Annotated in this window: 16 protein-coding genes; 4 read left to right on the forward strand and 12 right to left on the reverse strand. The window is 30.9% G+C overall.

What is annotated here, in order from left to right; translation table 11 throughout:
• Positions 1–307: 307 nt before the first annotated feature.
• The 3 genes from ACFS6I_RS12015 to ACFS6I_RS12025 all read right to left on the reverse strand — a co-directional run bounded on the left by ACFS6I_RS12015 (position 308) and on the right by ACFS6I_RS12025 (position 5,670).
• Positions 308–4,300, reverse strand: coding sequence for an NACHT domain-containing protein (locus ACFS6I_RS12015; RefSeq protein ID WP_380920821.1), 3,993 nt, complete (start codon positions 4,298–4,300; stop codon positions 308–310).
• Between the two features lie 866 nt (positions 4,301–5,166).
• A complete protein-coding gene (locus ACFS6I_RS12020; protein WP_380920823.1) occupies positions 5,167–5,406 on the reverse strand; it encodes a hypothetical protein in 240 nt (79 codons plus the stop codon).
• A 30-nt stretch (positions 5,407–5,436) separates the two neighbouring features.
• Positions 5,437–5,670 (reverse strand): hypothetical protein, encoded by a 234-nt coding sequence (locus tag ACFS6I_RS12025; protein WP_380920825.1) that lies wholly within the window; start codon positions 5,668–5,670, stop codon positions 5,437–5,439.
• 543 nt (positions 5,671–6,213) lie between these two features.
• Between ACFS6I_RS12025 and ACFS6I_RS12030 the strand changes: the two genes are divergently transcribed.
• The 4 genes from ACFS6I_RS12030 to ACFS6I_RS12045 all read left to right on the forward strand — a co-directional run bounded on the left by ACFS6I_RS12030 (position 6,214) and on the right by ACFS6I_RS12045 (position 9,362).
• Positions 6,214–6,885, forward strand: coding sequence for a hypothetical protein (locus ACFS6I_RS12030; protein ID WP_380920826.1), 672 nt, complete (start codon positions 6,214–6,216; stop codon positions 6,883–6,885).
• Between the two features lie 187 nt (positions 6,886–7,072).
• Positions 7,073–7,471, forward strand: a complete 399-nt coding sequence (locus ACFS6I_RS12035) for a hypothetical protein (RefSeq protein WP_380920828.1) — start codon at positions 7,073–7,075, stop codon at positions 7,469–7,471.
• Positions 7,464–8,198: a hypothetical protein gene (locus tag ACFS6I_RS12040; protein WP_380920830.1), complete on the forward strand. Its 735-nt coding sequence runs from the start codon at positions 7,464–7,466 to the stop codon at positions 8,196–8,198. The genes ACFS6I_RS12035 and ACFS6I_RS12040 overlap by 8 nt, the downstream gene beginning before the upstream one ends.
• A gap of 207 nt (positions 8,199–8,405) precedes the next feature.
• Entirely contained in the window at positions 8,406–9,362 is a 957-nt protein-coding gene (locus ACFS6I_RS12045; protein ID WP_380920832.1) for a hypothetical protein, read from the forward strand.
• Positions 9,363–10,438: 1,076 nt separating this feature from the next.
• Here ACFS6I_RS12045 and ACFS6I_RS12050 read toward each other — a convergent pair.
• The 9 genes from ACFS6I_RS12050 to ACFS6I_RS12095 form a co-directional block, all read right to left on the reverse strand.
• A complete protein-coding gene (locus tag ACFS6I_RS12050; RefSeq protein ID WP_380920834.1) occupies positions 10,439–10,609 on the reverse strand; it encodes a hypothetical protein in 171 nt (56 codons plus the stop codon).
• Between the two features lie 129 nt (positions 10,610–10,738).
• Positions 10,739–11,608: an LPO_1073/Vpar_1526 family protein gene (locus ACFS6I_RS12055; protein WP_380920836.1), complete on the reverse strand. Its 870-nt coding sequence runs from the start codon at positions 11,606–11,608 to the stop codon at positions 10,739–10,741.
• A gap of 82 nt (positions 11,609–11,690) precedes the next feature.
• Positions 11,691–11,882: a hypothetical protein gene (locus tag ACFS6I_RS12060; RefSeq protein ID WP_380920838.1), complete on the reverse strand. Its 192-nt coding sequence runs from the start codon at positions 11,880–11,882 to the stop codon at positions 11,691–11,693.
• A 42-nt stretch (positions 11,883–11,924) separates the two neighbouring features.
• A complete protein-coding gene (locus ACFS6I_RS12065) occupies positions 11,925–14,816 on the reverse strand; it encodes an RNA-directed DNA polymerase (RefSeq protein WP_380920840.1) in 2,892 nt (963 codons plus the stop codon).
• 99 nt (positions 14,817–14,915) lie between these two features.
• Positions 14,916–16,673 (reverse strand): ATP-binding protein, encoded by a 1,758-nt coding sequence (locus tag ACFS6I_RS12070; RefSeq protein WP_380920842.1) that lies wholly within the window; start codon positions 16,671–16,673, stop codon positions 14,916–14,918.
• A 2-nt stretch (positions 16,674–16,675) separates the two neighbouring features.
• Complete coding sequence (locus ACFS6I_RS12075; RefSeq protein ID WP_380920844.1) at positions 16,676–17,884, reverse strand: SIR2 family protein; 1,209 nt, start codon at positions 17,882–17,884, stop codon at positions 16,676–16,678.
• A gap of 189 nt (positions 17,885–18,073) precedes the next feature.
• Complete coding sequence (locus ACFS6I_RS12080) at positions 18,074–19,117, reverse strand: heavy metal-binding domain-containing protein (protein WP_380920846.1); 1,044 nt, start codon at positions 19,115–19,117, stop codon at positions 18,074–18,076.
• A 293-nt stretch (positions 19,118–19,410) separates the two neighbouring features.
• On the reverse strand, positions 19,411–20,592 hold the full coding sequence (locus ACFS6I_RS12085; RefSeq protein WP_449329222.1) for an outer membrane protein assembly factor BamB family protein: 1,182 nt from the start codon (positions 20,590–20,592) through the stop codon (positions 19,411–19,413).
• Positions 20,589–21,128, reverse strand: coding sequence for a hypothetical protein (locus ACFS6I_RS12095; RefSeq protein WP_380920848.1), 540 nt, complete (start codon positions 21,126–21,128; stop codon positions 20,589–20,591). The genes ACFS6I_RS12085 and ACFS6I_RS12095 overlap by 4 nt, the downstream gene beginning before the upstream one ends.
• Positions 21,129–21,235 lie beyond the last annotated feature (107 nt).

Consider the following 21,235-nt stretch of genomic DNA (forward strand, 5'->3'; position numbering starts at 1 on the left):
TTCAATAATTGTAGAAAGCAGTACAAATTGAAACAAAATTCTCATAAAGGAAATATAGGCCAATTTAAGTATTAAATATAAAAGAAATTAATATAATTTGAATAGGATCTATAAAGAAAGCCATTTTATGATTTTTAGCTATAACGTCATTCCATCAGTTGCCAAGAGTATTATTATTTTGCTATTTTTTCCAAATACATGTGCTTCATCCTTTGTACTGGGAAAATTTTCTCAACAATCAAAATCTACAAGTACATAATCTTGTAGGTTATTAATTTATTTATCGTTTAGGCATTTTACTTCAATATCAGGTCACTAAAAACTGGCAAAACTGATAAAATTTCTTAAATAAGTCCAGCGCGTTATCTTTTTCATTCATAGCACAATACACATAAGTCATTTTATAAAATGATGCATACCCTCCATTATTGTTCAAAAAGTCTTCCATAGCTTCCTTGGTGTTGGGATTTTCAAGACTGTATGCTACTCCAAGATAAAAATAATCAGAATTAAGAATTCCCCAAAAACCTGTTTTTAAGAATTCCTGTTTCTTTGTCAATTCAATAAAAAGATTAATATTTCCTTCAATCGCTAATGTTTTGTCAATCCATTTTTCCCAAATATCCTTATTTACTATTTCTATTCTATTGTTGTAGTTACTATAAAAATCATATAAATCCTTAAGTTCCTTTTTATTCGTAATATAATCTATCCTTTTTGAAAAATCACTTTGACTAATCTCATTATGTTCACCATAGCTTTCTTTTTCAGTACTGAGTATATTTTTTTGTCCATTCATCTGGCAGTAGCGGTCATACAGGGAATAATAATTACCTATTATTTCCTTATGATAGGAAAATTTACCTTGAACCGAATCTACAATTTCATACGCTTTATTAAATGAAGATATCTTGGCCTGATCTTCATAAAAATCACTACCCAGGACTTCCATTAAAACCCTGAATCGTGCTTGATGATATTCTTTTTCAAGAAACTGCCAGCCGTTGATTATATGCGATACTTTTTCATAGGGAAGAGCATTATTTTTTATATCTTCTACCAATAATGATACCACAGACAGATTCACAATATGGCTCTCAAGTCTCATTTCTTTAAATTCCTTTAGATATTCATGCGCAAGTTTTAGATCATATGGGCTTAAGGCTTCCAAAAAATTTAGGACACCATACCGGGTATGATCACGATCTGTAATTTCGAAAATCCTTATATTCAGGGAAAATATCGATCGGGCATAGGCTTTAACCTCCTTTTTTGTCAGCCAGTTCTTAGCTAGAATCTGCCCAAAAGCGTCATTTAAGAATTCTGAAATAAAAATATCTTTCCTCCAACCATGCCTAAGTTTACTATTGATAAAGGCTTCTTTGATATAATGTATAGATTTTTCTCCATTGAATTGTGAGTACATACTACTAAGCATAAAGCACCTGTCAACAAATTCCGAATAATCGTCCTTCCATTCTTTTAAAGAATTTTCATAAGGCAATATTTCCGCCTGGGTTATAACTTTATGAAATCTTTCACCATCGATTGTATTAAGATTGTTCAGAAATACGAACGCATCAAAATCAAATGTCAATATTTTTTTTAGCTGAAGATACTCGGATCTGGTCCCATTTAAGTTGTAAAATAAATACGCCCACAGTTTTGTTAGGTTTAATTTTATTCTTGGTCTGGCTTCATTCCACTTTTTAAACCTTTTCTCATAATAAACTAGGTCTTTAGCAAAAGAAGTTTGTCCTGAAAAACTCTCACAGTACATATGATAAAGAACACAGTATTTAATTATATCATCAGCAGAGGTGTGATCTGTCTCCACATTTCTGTTTTCTAAAAAAATCTCTTCACCAGCAATTACATAAGAAAGGGCAATCGGATGGATTTGCCTGTTAAAACTAAACTCGCGAACATGGGCTTGTCTGGGACGAAGAATATTTAATATGCTCAGGATCTGTGCTGCAGATACGTTTATATTCAGGAGCTTTCTAAAAAAGAAGACAGCTATATTGCTACTCTCTGCACGCTTTCTATATTTTTTCAGTTTTTCCTTAATTGATTCCTGCAATTCCGTACTGGCAAAAAAGAAAGGTAAGAATTCTAATGTCGATAATAAATCCAAAAAAACACAAAATTCCCGCTCCTTTAACGCTTCAATTAAAGCAGCCATTTCTTTTTTAAAATGTTTTAAACCGATCTTAAAATAACATTTGATTATAAATTCTTGGGGCGATTTGCTGTCGAGAATCGAATTTTCTGTATCATAAAAATTCTTATAAAATTTACGATATTCTTTTAAAAAATCGGAGTCATAAGGAGCTCTTACATCTTTAAGAATCTTAAATTTATAGTACAACTGCCCCTCTAGATCTTTCATATCTGAAGTATTGTCAAATTCAAACATTTCCTCGCTGCAATGTGCAATCACTGAATGTGCAGCAGATTCTTTTCCTTTTTCATAGAACTTCAGAGCATTTTCATAGGTTGAATAAATATATTGGCTCGTTTCCAACACATCATCATTGAGTAAAAATTCCAGCGTTTTCTCTCTCTGGCAAGCTAACGTGTCGATAAAGTAAGCTGAATCATTTATGTACCAATGATCTCCGCTTTTCTGATAATACTTAATGCTTGAGAGTAAAGCAAGTGAAGGAATATCGTTGTTTTTTTTATACTCTTTACTTAAGTATTTCATAAAGATATCATCGAAGAAATCAGCACTTAGAATTACTCCTGTTTTGCGGATAATTCCTATATCTTTTTCAAATTTTTTCTTTAATCTTCTTGCAAAAAAGTATTCTTGATATCTTCTGTGTTGGTATATATATGTATTATTATTCTGCTCACCAACGCTTTTATCGAAAAAGGTATTTAAATTATATCCCGCTATCTTGTTAATTTCTTCATAATCCAGCTGTGGAAATTCTCTGCAAAGAAATTTGCTTATCGCTGAGTGTTTAAATCTATATTGATATTTTTTTGAAAAAATATAGGATAATTTCTCATTGATTCTGATGATCGCCTTTTCCTTTGGGATCAGTAGATTAAGATCGATAAGATTGTTTCGGTGGCAGGTTTCCTTTAAAAGCCCATTTATTTTAACCTCCAAAAGATCAATGATTGTCGTGTCTTCTGACAGTTCATATATGGTATCCCATAATAGTTTAACAAGGAAAATGTCAGTGATTTCTTCGATGAGCAGGCTGTTGACCTGTTGCAACTTAAGAAGGTGATCTGCTTTTTCTTTATTCCCTTTCTGGTAAAAATAACACTCCATATCCTTAAAGACCAGCTCATTGATATCATAGCTGTCGTAGGAATCAAAATATTCATGAATGGTTACTTTATTAAGGCTTCCTCTTCGACAAGATATAATAATTTTATCAGTATTCGATGCTTCAGAAAGCCTTTTTACCGTCCGGAGAGAAAGCTCGCAATGAAGATCATTAAGCTCGTCGAGGCCATCCAGTATATAGACAAATTTGATGTTTTTATTTTGGACACCATAGTCTTTTTGCCGCTCTCGGATTAGATTCTCCAGACTATCGGAATAGCAGTCCTTTAGATTGATCAGCATGGGCAATATTTTGTTCTTATCAAAGACAGTTTTTTTTCCGAACAATTTTGCGTAGCTACAAAAAAGATTTTTTACCACTACACTCTTTCCTGAACCGGGATTGCCCGTCAGTATTGAGAGTTTAGCCTTAAGATTTAATTCCGCTGATTCCCTGCCCGGAAGCTTGACAATTGGTAAGGGCAGAAACCCTCCGGATTGTAAAAAGCTTAAATCCGCAGTTGAAATGTTGCTGTTTATAAAATTATTTTCGTCTCCAAAGCCAAAATATAATTGGGCGAGGTCCAAGTTGCAGGGCTGATTTAAGGCTATCTGAAATTGGCTTTCGGTAAACCATTGAATTTTAACCTTATGGACTTTTGCAATGGAAACTATTTCTTTTGCGCCATCTGATGTTATTTTGGCGTTAGAGTTTAAAAATATTGTGATTTCATCTAGATCGTTTCCGAATGTTTTGAGTGCTTTTTCAATAGATCTTTTTATTTGACTGTAATCAGTCCCTTTTTCAAAGAATTTTGATTGAAATCCTACCATCATATTGACAGTAGTTGATTTCTTAGGATTGGTTTCAAGACCAGCTTGATTAAAATCGGCAGGAATTCCATCTTGAAATTTATGTTTTCTGCAAAAAAGCTGATAGCATAATTCTTCAAAAGATTTCGTAAAATTCTCATTCTTTACCTTAAAGGTATTCCAGTCAATTTTATTCATCAAAGTTTCTTTTAATAGGGATCGGAAAAAATATTAATACTATGGTAATTGCAAAATAATTCTTTTTTACGAGAATACGTTAAAAAAATTTAACCTTTCCTTTCAGTGCTAAGGAGATCAATAACTAAAAAAAGTATTATCGGATCTAATTGAAAAAACTCTTCTTAAAGCAGATGGATATCAATTTGAATCAGCTAATAAATTAAAATTTATAATACAATTAACAATGGAGCCTTAAGCAATCCATTTCTGTTTTGGAAGATTTTTATAACAAAATAAAGACCTCTCAATGTATCTAAAAACTTTCGTGAATAAGTCCTTTTAAAGTGGCTTAATTTCACAAACGATCACTTTACTTAAATACTTCCCTAAACTCCGGGATAAACACGGTATACACTCTATATTTGCCTTTCAACAATCCATGCCTAAATCCAGAAATAAGACATTTGTTCTTATTGAAGACTATGAAAAAATAATTTTCGGTATATTTCTCAATAATTATAAGAATTGTATTGCTCTTTGTCAAATTGTTAAAGGTAAACTTTTGAGATTTCTTTCTGTCGATTATTAATTGAATAATCTTATGGCAGAATCATGGGAGCCTAAATGAATAGTGGTTAAAATATAGGTATATTGTGAATTAAGAGGGTAAGTTCAAATCCCTCCCTTTCGGACAAACACTTTGCGAAAGCAACTTATTATCAGTTGATTTTAATTTTTATAAAAACTAATGTGAAATGTATTTAATAGAGTTTTAAAATAAACACTTATTTTAGAACCTATTAAATTAATTGCTACCAACTAACATATTGACTCAACGTGCTGTTAAGATATATTTTTGAAAAAAATATTCGTGCAACTACAAATTAATCAATCATTCTCTTCTTGAGAAGTTCCAACTCCCTTATTATCATATCTGGCCAACGAGCAAACCCTGCATTAATAATCTCTTCCCCATCTGCTATGGTAAATAGCTGAGAAATAGTAAAGGCAGACTCTCGGATACCGGCAATCTGTCTATAAGTTAGCTGCGCTCTGCTTTTACCTGTTTTCACAGCTGCAGGATGATTGAGTATATATTCTTGGTGTATTTGCTTTAAATTCATCTGTAGAGTTGTTAAAAATTTAAAGATCAATCAGAAAATCCTTAAGAATTTTCCTTCTAGCACTTCCTCTGACACATCCAGGATCTTCTCGATCAAGACTGTAAAAGACTCCTCCTTAAATTCACTCATAAACGCCCATAGGTCGTTTACCTTGGTCGGAACAAAATGCTGTATAACATCATCCACACTATTGTCAGACTTCAGGATATTGTATCCCTTATGCTTTAAGTCCTTCAAGATCTCTGTTGTCAATGGTACATTCATCGCAATTAGTATTTATAATTTCCACTTTTTTCCAACAGGGTTGACATTTCGATCGTAAGTTCCTTTACTATAAAGCAAACTCACAGAACCCATCCCTGCTTTAAATCAATATTGAACAGGATGAACACGCAAGAATGTTGAGCAACCGGTTATCTTGAAGCGTGTCCACCCTTATTCAATATCCAAAGATAAATAATAAAACTAAATATGTTAGTTTTTATTTGCTATAAATTTTAGTTTTAATATTTTTTTTTAATAATATTTCAGTCAGAGTACTAAGAGATACGGTTTTCCGTAAATATTTCCTTTAATTTTCTAATACTTTTGTATATTAATAAAAAATTAAAAAACAAATACATATAATCAAAGCTAACTTTGTTTTTCACAAAAGATCTGCATATCTTAGATAATGCAATTATTAACAAGGGAAAAAGTTAAATTAGAATTATAACTTTTTGATCTTCCTATTTACACATATTATATTTTGGATTTTATCTTGAAAAAATCAATTCGCTTTTTTCAAGTATTAGTAATCTTATTTTCATGAAAAATGATTTGAAAACTATTGATAATGAATTTATAGAACATTATCGAAAACTTATAGAAATTCAAAAAAATGTATTCAATGAATGCAGAAAATATAAATTTAATCTCGACAACTTAGAGATTACCCAAGCAATTCATGATAGAATGTCTGCTTTTTGGGATTTTCATGTTTATAATGCTAAACATATTTTAGATCGTAAGATCAACACTGGAGGCTCTGATTTTTTTACAGAAACATGTTTGTTATTTCTCAAAACCTATTTTGAGCAGAAATACAATGTGGTTGTTACTTCTGAAAAAAGTATTTTAAAAAAAGGTAATTCCATGAGACCAGATATTTCGATCTGGACAAAGAATTATGAAGAAGTTCTGGCAGTGATCGAATTAAAAGTCAACGACGGTTGGAAAGGCAAAAATATAATGATACATCTTCAAGAAAGAGAAGAAAAGATTAAAGAGCATTATCCTAACTCCTATTTTGGTGTGATTACTTATTGGAACTTTTTCGAGAAAAGTATTAATTGGAAAAACAAATATGTAGGTCTTTATAGATTTCATCCACACCATCGACACGAAAAAACGGATGGATATGTTGAGGATATCATAAAAAGTATAGAATTGGCCATAGAACAATATCTTATACTTAAAGAAGATGTCTTTCTTAGTTAAAAAACGACTTCACCTTAGTAGTATTTCTACATTTGGAAAAACTCATCATTATCTGCATTAATGACGAAGAGAGCACACAGCATGCTCTTCAGAAGAAAATGTGACAATGGAAGTCAAAACTGAATTTAAACCATTGTGGATTTGGAACTAAAACAGTATGGCTATATACTATAATTAAATTATATTCATGAGAATTGAATTTGAAATACCAGATGAAAAAGTAACAGACCTTAATCCTAACGGGAGGAATGAATTGACTCGACATTGCAAACAATGGACAGAGGATATAATTGATGAAGCAACCCGAATTGAAGCTAGTAGAAATGACGGCACTAGTACAGAAATTACAGCAGCGATAATAAATGAGGCCACCACATATTCTAAAAGATTTCCATCAAAAAAGAAAAAAAATTGGTGGATAAAAATAATTCAAATTACTGCATTTATATCTTCATTAATAACTGGTAGTCTATTAGATGTAGATAAGTTTAAAGAAACTAGTCATGTAATTTGGTTCGTCTTGACTTTATTTATCGCTGTTGCTACAGCAGTTTATTTAACCTTTAACTCCGAACATAATGGATAAGCTCAAAATATATGAAAATAAATTAACCCCTTCTGCAAAAGAAGCATTGAAGGAAACAATGACTGAACTTGAAGATCTAATGATTTGTAAGGCTAATTCTATTGCCCAGATCGGACAAACAGCTGATAGAGAAATATCATTAAGGGATATACTGGAAGCTAAAGAAAGTTTATTTAAGGCCAAGTTGGATAGAGATAAAGCTGATGATAGACGAAAAAAGTTAATGACAATTACATCTTTAACAGGAGCTCTTTATGCACTCATTGGAATTTTCATATACTTATATCAAAATCAAGAATTCATTCTAGAAAAGAACTTAGGACTTATAATTTCTTTTACTGGTATAGTCACAGTATTTGTTGGATTTGCCTATAATCAATTTATTAATAGGAGACAAGAACAAATACAAATTGATAAAGAAGTAGCTTTAAAAAGTTATTCTAATGACTTTGAAATTATTAAAAGATGGCAAATAATTGAGAAACTAGCCAGTGCCTTAATGTCAAAAAAAGGATATACACTTAATGAGTCTAGATCAATAAACGATATTTTAAAGTTTCTATCGCTTGAACTTAAAAGCGATGAATTATATTTGGAGACTCGTGAATTATTAAGTGTAAGAAATAGAATTTTACACGAAGGTTATGAATTGGGCAAGAATGAAAAGCAAACGTATATTGACAATGCAAATAAAATTATTGAATTGCTTGAAACATTAGTAAAATAACTTAATTTTCAACATCATTTATAAAATATTTTATAATCTATCACCAAATGAGCAACATTTATTGATTATTGCTTTAAGAATAGAACCAAGATCGAAATTAACGATTCTGATATTGGTTTTTAAACCAACAAATTGACAAGTAAATAAACCAATTATATTAATAATATTTGTAAATATTATCAATCATTTACGCTAAAAGGAATTATAATGAGCACTGAAAACTTAACGGAGGTAACTTTTCAATTTTTTTCAATAAAATTTACTCCTTTAAAATCATTTGAAAGCAATCTAAGGTCAAATGATATTTTAAACAACGTCATCACCTACATTTCAAGGAAATTATTACAAGACAAAGAAGGGCATTTAATAGATAGACACGAAGAAAGACAAAATAGTTCAAGAGAGCTTTACATAAACAGAGCCATTATCATTCCTAAAGAAAAAAGAATAAGGTGCTCAATTGCTTTGCTTCGCAAAGGAAGGGAACCATTAATAAAGCCTAAAGAAGATTATAAACTCGTTCCTATTACCGATTTAGGTAGTATCGCAGAAGAAACCCACTTCTTTATTGATTATAGTAAGAATTATGCCTTAATTTGCTGTGAATATAATCATTACGGACCTAGAATGACTGATATAGAATATTATTTCAGAAATGTTGCACATAAAGTTTTAAGACAAAGTAAAGCGACAGAAGTGAATGCATATCTAGAGGCGCCAATTGATGAGACTTTGAATAATTTAAAAAACGTTTTAAATATTGAAATTAAAGTTCAACCAAAAAACCTTCTACAACTAGATAGAGATGTTTTAAATAAATATTATTCAGGAATTAATAATCTTGGGAACGTATTACAACCAAAATTTATACGTCTTGAAGCATATTTTCAATCTCCAGGTTCAAAAAGTAAAGCATTAAATACTAGTGCAAATAACATGTGTAGAGAAATGCTACGAAGATTTCAAGGAAGGGCATTTAATATAGATGCTTTTGAAGCGTTCATTTTTAAATATGAAGATAAAGATGGAAAAGAAGAAATATTTAACCTATTGAATGGAAAAAAAGAAATAAAAATCAATATTGATTACAGTAAAATTCAAAAATCTAGGGATTGGTATCAATTAATTAAATTGGACTTTGATAACTTTATCCTATCATTATGAGTATAATGGATCAATATTTTAAAAAGCCGATTTTTTGGGATTATTCTCTTGGATTAATTTTCATATGTATAGCCTATAAGTTAATTGCAAAAAATATTATCTCGTACCCAAAAGTAAGCGATTCATTAAGCCTTACCACAGATTTAACAAATATTACATTAACCTTATCTGGTTTTGTATTAACAATTTTAACAATTTTAATCTCGTACAAATCTAGTATAAACTTAAAAAGAAGAGATATTAACAACAATCTAACATCATTCGACTACTTTTTTGCAAGTGACTATTACTACCAAACCGTATATCACTTAAAGAACTGCATAAAATCTATACTAGTAATTTCAGCTTTAGGATTTTTATTAAAATTGTTTTTGTCTGAAAATTTTAAAGTTTACATGTATTACTTTAATATTTTGGGATTACTTGTAACTATATTAACAATCTGGAGGTGTCTACTTATATTAAATAAAGTGATTTCCCTGCAAAAAATTGAAAGAGATAAGGAGATAAATTAAAACTCTCTCATCCTCAGCATAATTCATTAACCAATCACGCATTTCACCTCTTAATCACTCACAAAAACGCCTCAATCCCATCATATCCAAAGGTATCATAAAATTTGCTGATGGACTGGCGACCTTCGCAAGAATAGTCAATTGAGAAATATTTCACAAGCCCAGGATCTTATATGTAAATATTCAGTCTCCGTCCAACCACTAAGTATGATTTGCAATTATTAAGTAATTCCCAGGAGACTGGGTCTTTTGCTTCAATAGGGTCTCTACATCATGAGCACTTTCCATAATCTTCTACACATAATCCTTAACGATATTGTTGTATATAATAAGGTTCCGAGGAACTGTCTTCTTAATGCTATAGTTTTTGTATAAACTGATTATTTTTTATTTGATTCATTTATTTGGGTTCTCCAATCATCAATGATCATATTTGTTGATCACGAATAAATGAAAGCCAATAGTAAGAGGTAGTAATATCCTCCAGCGTATGGGAATATTCTCAAATAATGGCATTAATATCCCCCGTCTGGTGTGCCATTAATCAAGATAAACACAATTTTAAAGCCCGCCACGCGATTTCGTATGAAGCATATCAAAAATAGATTTCAGTGAATGCGTTATTAATTGCGCTAAAGTACCATCGTTGGGAGTTAAACTTTTGTGTTCATAAAAACCCTGCATAGATTCGTTTTTGAACCGCTCGAAGTCAAAAGATATTTTGTCTTTCATATCTTTTCTTTTTAAATTATTTAACTGAAATAATTTAAGTTTCAACCACTATTTTAATTAAGAACATAATATTAATTAAACATCCAATCAATCTATTCTTAGCAGTTCTAGTTCTCAAAATAGAAATTTCTAATAAATAAATCTTTCATGCTCAGCTTTATAATAGTCTTGCACCTTATTAAAAAAAGTAATAGCAATAGATTTACCAACTGGAGTTATCTTAATATTAGCGCCAGCCTTATTTTTGAACAGCTCCAAATATGAATATAAAGAGGGGCATTCATTTCTCAAATACTGTTCAAATGTATCTTTAGAAATAGAAGAAAAAATATCGTACTTAATACGAATATCTTCAAAAGTAAGATCCTCCATAATTATTTCTGAATACCTTATCAAGCCATAAAATTCCAACACTTGTATATCAGTCAAATTTATTTCTTTGACTAACTCCAAATCTCTTAAAAGAAATCTCTTACCAGCATCCAATGAAGGAGCCTGAGTGTCTCTATTAAAACAGAAATGCTTAATCCCAAATAAAAACGTCAAAAACTGTATATGCTTTTTATTTAGATTTGGAACGACTTTAATCGCTTCAGAGATCATCATCGAAACTATTTCAGTAGTATCAACTTCCAATCTTTCTGATAGGAGTTCAGCTAATATATCAAGATTTCCTTTAGAGCCTTTTCGCGCAGCACTTTTTATAGCAGTATTAAGATCTGCCTGAATATCAGGATCGCTCAGCTTTTCTATATCAACTTTATCAAGTTTCTCCTTTAATCTTTCTTCAAACTCCGTATAAAAATCTTGAACATACCCCTCAGCTTTCTTTAAAGCATCTTCTTGAAGTTTCGGGAAGTTTTTATCAAATAATAACTCAACAATATCTTTAACCTCTTTATATTCTAAGCCATATTTATGTATTACAATATCTTTACCCGCTTGATAATTTATAGAATTTTCTCCTGACTCTTGGTTTAAATTATCGACTAAACTCATACTTTATTAAGTAAAAATACAACAAAACTATTTTATAAACCCTGTTAAACTAATAAAATTCATATTTTTAATTGAATTGAAACTATTTTTTCTCATTTATATTAATATCTCCCCCTGCCTGATATCCTTTCGAATAATTTGCATTTTTCTGTTTCTGCATAACCGCCCCCTTGCTTTTACTACTTATAAAAAAACTTATGATTGCAACCATAATAACACCAATACTTCCTGAAAGCATTTGATGATCTTTTATAAAATTTATAATTTCTTCCATAATTTAAAATTCATATATTATTTTTAGTCAATGTGATTATATTTATTTTGTTAACTTACGAGCATAAGATATTTCAAATCCTGTTGGCACTGGTTTAAACTTACTTCCCGCTTTTGTTGGTGAAATATGATAATTTTGAAACTCTCGAAGGGCTTGAGTTTCAAGTTTAGCAATGACAAAATAATCTACTTCACCACCTCTTACTCTAGCAACATCTCTTTCATAATCTTCTTTGTATGGACCTCTTAATCTCGTATCACCATAACACAAGTTATTAACTTGCACAATAAAAGTATGTAAGTCATTAGAAGTTGCTTCTACCAATGAATTATAATATACAAGATCTTGATTCCATTCTAATAAAAATAGAGCGTCTACTTCCCCCCGTAATTTCGTCCTATAATCTATATTTAAAAACTCATTACAAATTAGTGATGAAAACGAAAAACCACTATATCGAATAATATACTTATCAGGATTAGTACATATCAATCTTAAGCCTTCAATCCTATCTAAATCCGCCATTTCATGAATCGCACCAATGGCTTTTTCTTGAATTAATTGGAGATGATATATCGTTCTACCTTCTTTTACGGGTAATAGATAGACCATTCTATTAATAGCAGTCTTATTCGTCCTATCATATTTATAATCAATTCCACCAATAAAAATAATTGAACTTTGTCTAATCATCCGATGTATTTGAGATACTGAAAATTCAGATAAACACAATTCAGGGAAAACTACAATATCTGATTTGGTTTTACTTTTTAAGATTTCATTCATTAAATTATATAATCTATTCCATCGGGTCCCGTCTGGTTCAGGTAATTTTCTAACACTTTTTAACCAACTATCATAATTCAACAAATAGCTTGACAAAGCTACCTTTGGATTATCTTTATTAATGTTCAAAATATTAATTTCATGCCCATTGTTAATAGATCTAATATCAGGATATACTACTACTCTATCATATAATTTACATAAGCATTCAAAAAAGGGTTTATGAATAACAAAGTTTTCAACAGCTTGTGATATTCCGAATATGGATAATGGTCTCGTATAAAAAAAGAAACCAAAATTACTTACTTTCTCATTTGCTTTGGTTAAAAGAAAATCTTTACTTTTAATAATTTGAGCAAATTTAAAATCTAAAGCACTCTTTAAATGTGAATAATCACCACATTCATACTTGGAGCTTTCTGTTTTACTTTCATTTAAAAATCGCTCGAGCAAAAAACCATAGTTAGTAAATATAGAATTCAGAGGGAGAAAATGTAAATCTGATAAAAAATATGATAAACTTTCACCAGCGAATCCCTTAGAAACATAATCTTTAAAAAAATTTGTACCAGTTAGTTTTGCTTCGCTTATAATTTGACTTATATAATCTGCCATTTTTATAGCCTGTTGTGATACACCATCATTATCTTCATCAGATTTTAAATTTTTTAACTCTGTACAAGTCCAAATTAGGGAATTCTCTACACTTTTAAGCAAATATTCATTTTTCGAAAAAACCAATAATCTCAAAAATCGTGGTAAATATTGAATATAATCACTTATAGTAAATGGATCAATAATGATTGAGTTAACAATTTCAGTCAATTTTTTAATCGCTTCTTTCCAAAAATTATAAGGATGATCAATGGCATATGATTCCACTGTACTAATATAATGTGCAAACTTTAATCTCCTAACACTAATACCATCGGATTTACGCAAACTATTTGTTGGTTCTGTGGAGTTCGTAGAGGCTGTTAAAATCTCTTCGGACAATCTTTCAAGAGCTTCTCCATTTTCAGGTACAAATCTCCATTCACTACTGTTTTTGTTTAGCTCTTCTTCAATGTCCTTTACAAGATTTTTCCCATACTTACTATCCAAATAAAAAAACTTTTCTTTATCAATATTGAAACTAAAATCTGACTTTCCTGCATTTTTTAGATTTAAGCCCACATTAGCACAGTCACCACTAATTTTTAAATCTAGACGACTTTTCAAATGTTCCCAAAAAATATTTCTACTATTAATTTTTGGATTACTTTTGACTACTAAAAATAAATCATCAACGTATCTCCCGTAATAGACAGGTGATAGTTCATCATGAATTTTATCATCAAACTCTTTTAAGATGAGATTTGCCAAAACTTTTGAAAGAGGTAAACCAATTGGAAGTCCAACATGCTCTAAATAATATGTACTTTTACTTTTATTTGAAAGCTCAGAATATACGTTTTGACTCCATCTATCTATTAAAAAAAATACCTTATCTGAAATGTCCTGCATATCGGAAGTGAACTCAATATCAGACGATAAATTCTTATAGAATTCATGGTCGTTTATTACTTTGTAATCGACATTATGATAAAAAGCTTTAATATCAGCTGTAACTGCTATAACGCCTTTACCATTCTTAAATTCATTCTTAATAGACTCTATTCCACTAACTTGCCAATTCTTGTAATCGTGTAAATAATTTGTAAATAATTTAGCTCGCAGATTATTATCGTCTTGTTTTTGTAACCGTGTACCATAACATGAAGATGACAATCTTATTTCATATTGTTTAGCAACTTTATTAATCCAAATTATGGAAACAAGGTGAGTTTCAATTGAAAGATCAGAGATAATCCTAAAGTTTACATTTTTAATATTATTTTTCACAGAATTCCAGCGTTGCTTTACATCAGTAAAAACTAAACCTCCATTAACTGCATCATAATTTTTAATGATAGTAAAATATGTATCCTTTTTGCCCCATTCTGGGGAAGTGCTAGAATTCAAATAATCTAATACTGTGGCAATATTATTTTCAAAATCACTTTCAAAATCCACAATTTTTGTAGCACAAATTTGAAGATTTTCATGATATAGAAAACTCTTCAATTGTTTATATGCACTTATTATATCTTCTCTAAGAATGTTCATTAATTCAAATTTTATTATTCCTTATTGAAAAAGGTTCTATTATTTATAATATCTCAAACTTTTTGATAAAATTTCATTACTCTGCAGAAATCACTAATACTATACTTGCCTCTGTTTAATTTTAAACTTAGGTGTGTTAAATCTCGGTGTAATTTCAGGGAGGTCTACCATAACTGATATTGGCATTGGAAAGTCTACTCCCATTATAATCGCCTCTCCTGAACCCAACGACGGTAAAAATGCTAACGTTTCTTTATTTGCAGTAGAACATGAACTAGCAATTGCTTCCTTATCTTGGTAGTTGATTAGTCTATGTGTAATAAATGTTCCCATTTGGCTTAGAGTACCAACTGGAATATCTCGGGGCATTTGTGTAGAAAGACATAAAAACAAACCATACTTGCGGCTTTCCTTTGCTATATTATCAAAAGCATTCAATTCTGTACTTTCAAAGTACTCATCCTTGATTTTTTTATTTAAAAATTGATGAGCTTCATCAACAAATAATATTAGAGGATCATCTCTAAATACATTCGTTCGTGCTTTATTTAATAAATATCTGCCCAATGAATTGGCTAATATTTCTCTTACTTGAAAATTATATGGAACATTTTCAAATCCAATTCTTAGAATGTTGATACTTGGATCTTTTAAGAAATTTTCAATTTGATTTATAAGATTTGAGGTTGTAGGGTTATTAAATCCGAACATTCCAGAATAATCAGCGTCTGAAATTACATTATTGATCCTCATAATTAAACTGGTAGCATTTCCATAATTTCTCTCATCTCTAGTTCCTGACCATCGATCATTAAAGATTTGAAAACATTCATTTCCAATTTGTCGATGTAATAAAGAAATATCGAAATTATTAAAAGCAAAATCTTCTACAATATTTTTATATATATAATAAGCATTATTATAAGCTGCTGTAAAATTCCCTTGTTTAACAACCAATCCATTACTAACAACAGTATGTTGTCCTTTAAAATTAAAAACATCATTTACTCCATCTTTAGTATGTCCATTATTTGGAATATTTATCAATAAGCATTTTGCTACCTTTAATGATTTAATAGCTTCTAATAAAATTGGTTGTTGTACTTGACCTGAGGGCCGAAATAGTACGAAAAGATCATTAAGAGATAAATTTTGATAGGGGAAATAACTTTCGGAAATCAATACTGAATGAGCTACATTCTTATGTGTATCGAATGTAGAATACTCTCCCGTTGGATCTAAAATTATAGCTTTGGCTCCTGTTTCTATAACCCCTTCAATAAATTTACTTATTGTATAGCTTTTCCCACCTCCAGTAGTACCAACAACTGCACAATGTCTACTAAATAAAGCTTGTAAAGAAATATCTACAGGAACATTTTTATCATAGATCAAATTTCCCATTCGGAAAGTCGGTGAATCTATTATATTCTCTGGTTTTATTCCAAACGTTTTAAAATGTGTAGCGAGAAACTCTCCTGAACATATAAAAACTTTAGATCCAATAAGAGGTAAACTATTAATACCTTTCTCTATTTTACTTGGTTCAAATAAGTCAAAAGATAAAAGTACCTCTATCCTTCCAACAGGATGAAAGGCTTTAGTTGAGAAAGTTCTTTCACTCAATTCTAAACGTTCTTTCTCGGGTAGTGAAATTTCTAACATTTTACCGAGAAATCCCTTTTCTTCTCCTTCAATAACAATATAATTACCAACCAAACCTCCTCTCATCGTTTCTGCATGATGAACAAATGTTTTCATCAATACGGATGAAGGAAAGTGCACTTTTATAAAAGCGGGAGAAACAAAGTTAACATACCCTAAAAAGTGACTATGATTAAATGGACTGATACTCATGTCTAAATATTAGGTATGTTTATTACTATTTTTCTATTATCATCTTGATTGTAAGCTTTCAAATCCGGATAATGCTTGGAGAAGTCCTCAAAAGTTTCAGAAACTATAGAAATATTTGAATATTTAGAAGCAGCTTCTATAAATGGTTTGAGATTTTCATTTGTTTCATCAATTCCGAGATTTATTATCATCAATTGAAAGCTTGGATTTTGTTCAAGAGCTTCAATAATAGCCGTTACAATATGCTTATCTCCGTAACTAAAACCAACAGTTATTAGAAAAACATTTTCTTTTCTTAAATATGTTTGAAATCTTGACATCATTTCAAAGTAAGGCTGTTCATATGAACTTTCATACTTTGACTGATGGGGATATATCATTAAAGGACTTTCTGTTTGATCTTTCTGTACAATTCTCTTTTCTTGTTTCTCCCAATTAACAGAGCCATGCAATTTATATAAATGAAAGACCTTTTGGATAAAATTGTCCTCCTCTTTCACACGGCTTTGATTTCTAGAAACAATATCATAGTCAAAATTACGTCCACTAAATATCCTTGGTTGAGAGAATGAAAAACCATCAATAATAACGAAATTACTTTCACATGCTGCCTGTTCAAACATCATGTCATAGTTTAAAGTGAATAGTTTAAATCTGGGAAGAGTGACTTTACGTTTTGTTATTTTATTCAGTAAAACAGTATGAGGAGAATTCTCTGGCAAACTCAACTGGCAAGCATCTTTAATATATGCTTTTATCCTATTTACGCAAGCTTCAATATCAATATCGTCTTTTGATATATAAGGAATGGCTGGAGTTGCCATAGATAAAACCTTCTCCAAGTTTTTTATAATAGTACCATCTCCCCAACGCTCATTATATCCTATTTTAGAAATTAATTTTCCAAAAACCTCAGGTTTAAGTAATTGGTCTACATCATCCCATAAATTGACCATCGATTTGCCTATTTTATCACCTACACCCCATCCTATTGATGAACCTGCACCTGTTAATAACAATAGATTTTCAAATTGATTATTTAATGTCTGTGAATATTTTTTTCTTTTCGTAGCAATAGCATATTCAAGTCGATTTTCTGTACTCTCCCCGAAATCATGTTCTTTTCCATCGATATAGACTTTAATATCTTTAGGATTACTATCATCAAAAGATACGGTACTTGAATTATTAAGTAATAGTAGTTGTTCCATAAAGGTTAATCAATTGGTTATTTAATTCAGACTAATAAATAAATCTTACATTACTTCTTTTGGCAAATCAGTAATTAATGTACTGCATGCAGAAGATGTGTGGCTATTAGATTAATATTTTATTCTCAAAATCAACCACAATATAACTTGAAAATTAAACATTAAAAAATAAAATAGTGCTATTCACCATTAAATACCTTCAATAACCTGCAACCTCCGATTAATCAGTTTCTGCACAGCCTCGGGTTTTAATTCCTCAGAACCGAAGCCTCGCTTATCTTTGGTACAAGAGCTACATGCTGTAGCATCCAGCTTGTTGCTATAGCCACATAAACATTCCCATACTTCTTTGCCAGATGAAAACATGCCCTTTGATTCTTTAACTGTAACTACTTCTTGAAATAGCTGTACCAAGCCTTCTCCTTTCAATGTCTGTAGATAGGCAATATCTTGAGCGGAATACCAGTCTTTGTCTAAGGTAAGTACCTTCAATGCTGCCTTTTTTGCTAATAAAGTTCCTGCTAACAGTTTCGCCACCTGATCGTAATCGATAAGATTGGAACTGCTGATAGCTTTGCTAATGATCTTAAACTGCGCACCGGTTAAATCATCGGACAGCAACTGTCCATAGAGTATGGCTATAGCTTGATCTTTGTCCAGGAAATCAAAATAACGGAAGAGCGTGGCTTGACGGTCTTTGAATTCTTGATCCTCCCCTGTTTCATTCATCGCTTTGAATAGCAGGGGTACAAATTCGGTCAATCGGGATGTGGCTATAAACTCGGCTGTAGCATTATCCATGGTATAGATACCAGTATAGCGTTCTATGATCAAGCTTGCTTTGACTTTGTTCTTAATAACAGATCCATCGATATCTCCACCTACCGCTTCTGCTTGTATATGTTTAATTTCATTGAGCAATACAGGTGTACCGATAGCGGTGATCATAAACATTTGGGTTCCTTTGCCCGAGATCTCATCAATATTGACGCTGAAGCCTATAACGGCATCTGCCCTATAGCTACACGCATTTTGCTTTAAAGACTCCACTACGCTCTTATATAGCTCCTGTAGTTTGTTTTCATAATTGCGGGAGCGCCCACCGAAAAAGTCCACGAAGCTCGCTCCTATTTCACTCAAAGCATTGGCTCCAATAACAGCTGTTGCTGATATGGGATCAAAATAACGCAGGACTTCTCTCCCCTCGATGGTATTGGTACTGGTAACGATCATGGTGTATGATGAATACTGTTTTAAAAGCCCGAAAATAAAGCATCAGTTTGATTAAAAAATACGGGAAGCCGTAAGGATGGTTTAAAACGTATACAGCCATTCTTGACAGAATGGCTGTATGCGTTTATTTTATATGATCTATTTGATTTAATTTACGTGTTACATTTTTAATCTTTATATAACACGTAATTAACACGTGTTACATTTATAATCTTTTTATAACACGTATTCATGAGAATCACGAAGAGCCTGTGTGCTCATTACTTTGGCACAGATGCTCAATAGTTATATCTTTAAAATATTTTTATTACTTTACCCTCCTTTAAAAAGATATTATCAATCTTTCTCGTACCAAAAATACCTAATCTTTTCAACTTTTTGTCTTGTAGATTGTATTCTAAAAGTTCGAAATTGACAGTATGGAAATATAGATTATTTAGTGATAGAATCATCTTAGATCCTGATAAATTGTCTTTTTCTGACAACTTTAATAAGACTTCATTCGAATGACTTACAGGATCAAACAGGTAAATTTGATTATCAAAAGTATAATAAATCAACTTCTCCTTCCAGATTAAGGGTTTCATTCTGTCTTCAAAATTCACCCGTTCGGAAAACTCGATATTAAGGGTGTTTCCATCCAATATAAAAATCTTTCCGCCATTATAATTACCATTTAAGCCGACAAATAACTTATTACCTATGACAGTTAAATACGTATATCCGGAGCCCAGATTAACCTTTTTCAAAAGTTTTCCAGTATCAAGATTTATCATGCTTATGGAGTTACAATTCCAATTTGCTACATACAAATTTCCGTTCAAAATATCCATTGAATAAGGGGATATATCTGGATGTGCGCATACTTCTGAATAAGTATATGGAATTTTGAGTTTCTCCTTTCCCGTCACTTTATCTAAGATAATAAAACCATTATTCTTTAAATTTAGTATTACTTCATTTCCACTAATTAAAACAGATTTAACAATGCTTATCGTTTCTATTTCCCATATAGTTCGCCGTTCTGTTAAATCATAGCACACAAATTTTTTATTTGATTCAGAAAAATATAATTTTCCACTATTAAGAATAGGTGAATAATAAAATAAATCATTAACAGATAACTTCTTTATTACATTATTTGTTCTCAAATCTTCAATTATAATACTTTTTGAGAAAGTATTATAAATAAGAGTATCACCATGTAATACTGATGTTAATATATCTCTATTCTTTTCTGTGGTGACAGATTTATTCTTGCAACTTATTATTAAAATAACAAGAATAATATAAAATATATGTTTGATAATTTTAACCATTTGGGTCTTCAAGTTGAATTGGATCGTCTTCCCAAAAGCAAACTTCACAGATATCATATGGACCATTGGGTCTTTCTTTAAATGTCTTGTAGCTACAACAGGGGCAAGCAAACTTTTTCTGTTACCATATTTTCCACCAAGGTTTTTTGTTCTCAAAATGAATAGAAACTTCCACCCGTCAAAGTTTTTGTATCAAGGTCATACTGAAACTCGATCCATTCTTCAGCAGAATTCATAGGATAAAACGCTAATCCCGACACTAAATTATTTTCAACTTTAATTTCTGCTAATCCATCCCACGAAATTCGTTCTGTATTCCAATGTTTTCCATCTTGCTCAAAAATTGTCAGGTCGATCTGGTCTTGAAATACATATCTATTTTTACTTGCTTTAAAAATATTACAATAGCCAACTCCGAAAACGTCGATAGGTTTTGTGTCGTTGGGATTCATTATGTAACAAGTGCCACGAGCAATTACTAACAAGTTTTGAGTTTTTTCAAATTCTATAATTTCTGCAAAGTCTGTCCAACCTGGTTGAAAGTTCGCTACCCATTCTGTGCCGTCATTTTTATAGAAACGAACAGGAAAACCTTCGGAATAAAATGGTTCACCACTTTCTGTTACAGACACATACATTGGTCCATAAACTGGCAAAGATGCCAATATTTTGTATGCCTTTTTTGTCGTCATTCAGTTTTTTTAGTGTAATACCTGCAGTCAAGCATATTGTCAAAACTCTTTTGTTATTTCCTCCAAATCATAATTACATCATAACATTATTCCTGTAGGTGAGCTCT

Source organism: Sphingobacterium anhuiense, assembly GCF_042686355.1.
Lineage (GTDB): Bacteria > Bacteroidota > Bacteroidia > Sphingobacteriales > Sphingobacteriaceae > Sphingobacterium > Sphingobacterium anhuiense.

Bases quoted from the DNA above. Each gene is read 5' to 3' on its own strand.
- ACFS6I_RS12015 (WP_380920821.1), bottom strand. From the start codon at position 4,300: ATGAATAAAATTGACTGGAATACCTTTAAGGTAAAGAATGAGAATTTT.
- ACFS6I_RS12020 (WP_380920823.1), bottom strand. From the start codon at position 5,406: ATGAATTTAAAGCAAATACACCAAGAATATATACTCAATCATCCTGCA.
- ACFS6I_RS12025 (WP_380920825.1), bottom strand. From the start codon at position 5,670: ATGAATGTACCATTGACAACAGAGATCTTGAAGGACTTAAAGCATAAG.
- ACFS6I_RS12030 (WP_380920826.1), top strand. From the start codon at position 6,214: ATGAAAAATGATTTGAAAACTATTGATAATGAATTTATAGAACATTAT.
- ACFS6I_RS12035 (WP_380920828.1), top strand. From the start codon at position 7,073: ATGAGAATTGAATTTGAAATACCAGATGAAAAAGTAACAGACCTTAAT.
- ACFS6I_RS12040 (WP_380920830.1), top strand. From the start codon at position 7,464: ATGGATAAGCTCAAAATATATGAAAATAAATTAACCCCTTCTGCAAAA.
- ACFS6I_RS12045 (WP_380920832.1), top strand. From the start codon at position 8,406: ATGAGCACTGAAAACTTAACGGAGGTAACTTTTCAATTTTTTTCAATA.
- ACFS6I_RS12050 (WP_380920834.1), bottom strand. From the start codon at position 10,609: ATGAAAGACAAAATATCTTTTGACTTCGAGCGGTTCAAAAACGAATCT.
- ACFS6I_RS12055 (WP_380920836.1), bottom strand. From the start codon at position 11,608: ATGAGTTTAGTCGATAATTTAAACCAAGAGTCAGGAGAAAATTCTATA.
- ACFS6I_RS12060 (WP_380920838.1), bottom strand. From the start codon at position 11,882: ATGGAAGAAATTATAAATTTTATAAAAGATCATCAAATGCTTTCAGGA.
- ACFS6I_RS12065 (WP_380920840.1), bottom strand. From the start codon at position 14,816: ATGAACATTCTTAGAGAAGATATAATAAGTGCATATAAACAATTGAAG.
- ACFS6I_RS12070 (WP_380920842.1), bottom strand. From the start codon at position 16,673: ATGAGTATCAGTCCATTTAATCATAGTCACTTTTTAGGGTATGTTAAC.
- ACFS6I_RS12075 (WP_380920844.1), bottom strand. From the start codon at position 17,884: ATGGAACAACTACTATTACTTAATAATTCAAGTACCGTATCTTTTGAT.
- ACFS6I_RS12080 (WP_380920846.1), bottom strand. From the start codon at position 19,117: ATGATCGTTACCAGTACCAATACCATCGAGGGGAGAGAAGTCCTGCGT.
- ACFS6I_RS12095 (WP_380920848.1), bottom strand. From the start codon at position 21,128: ATGACGACAAAAAAGGCATACAAAATATTGGCATCTTTGCCAGTTTAT.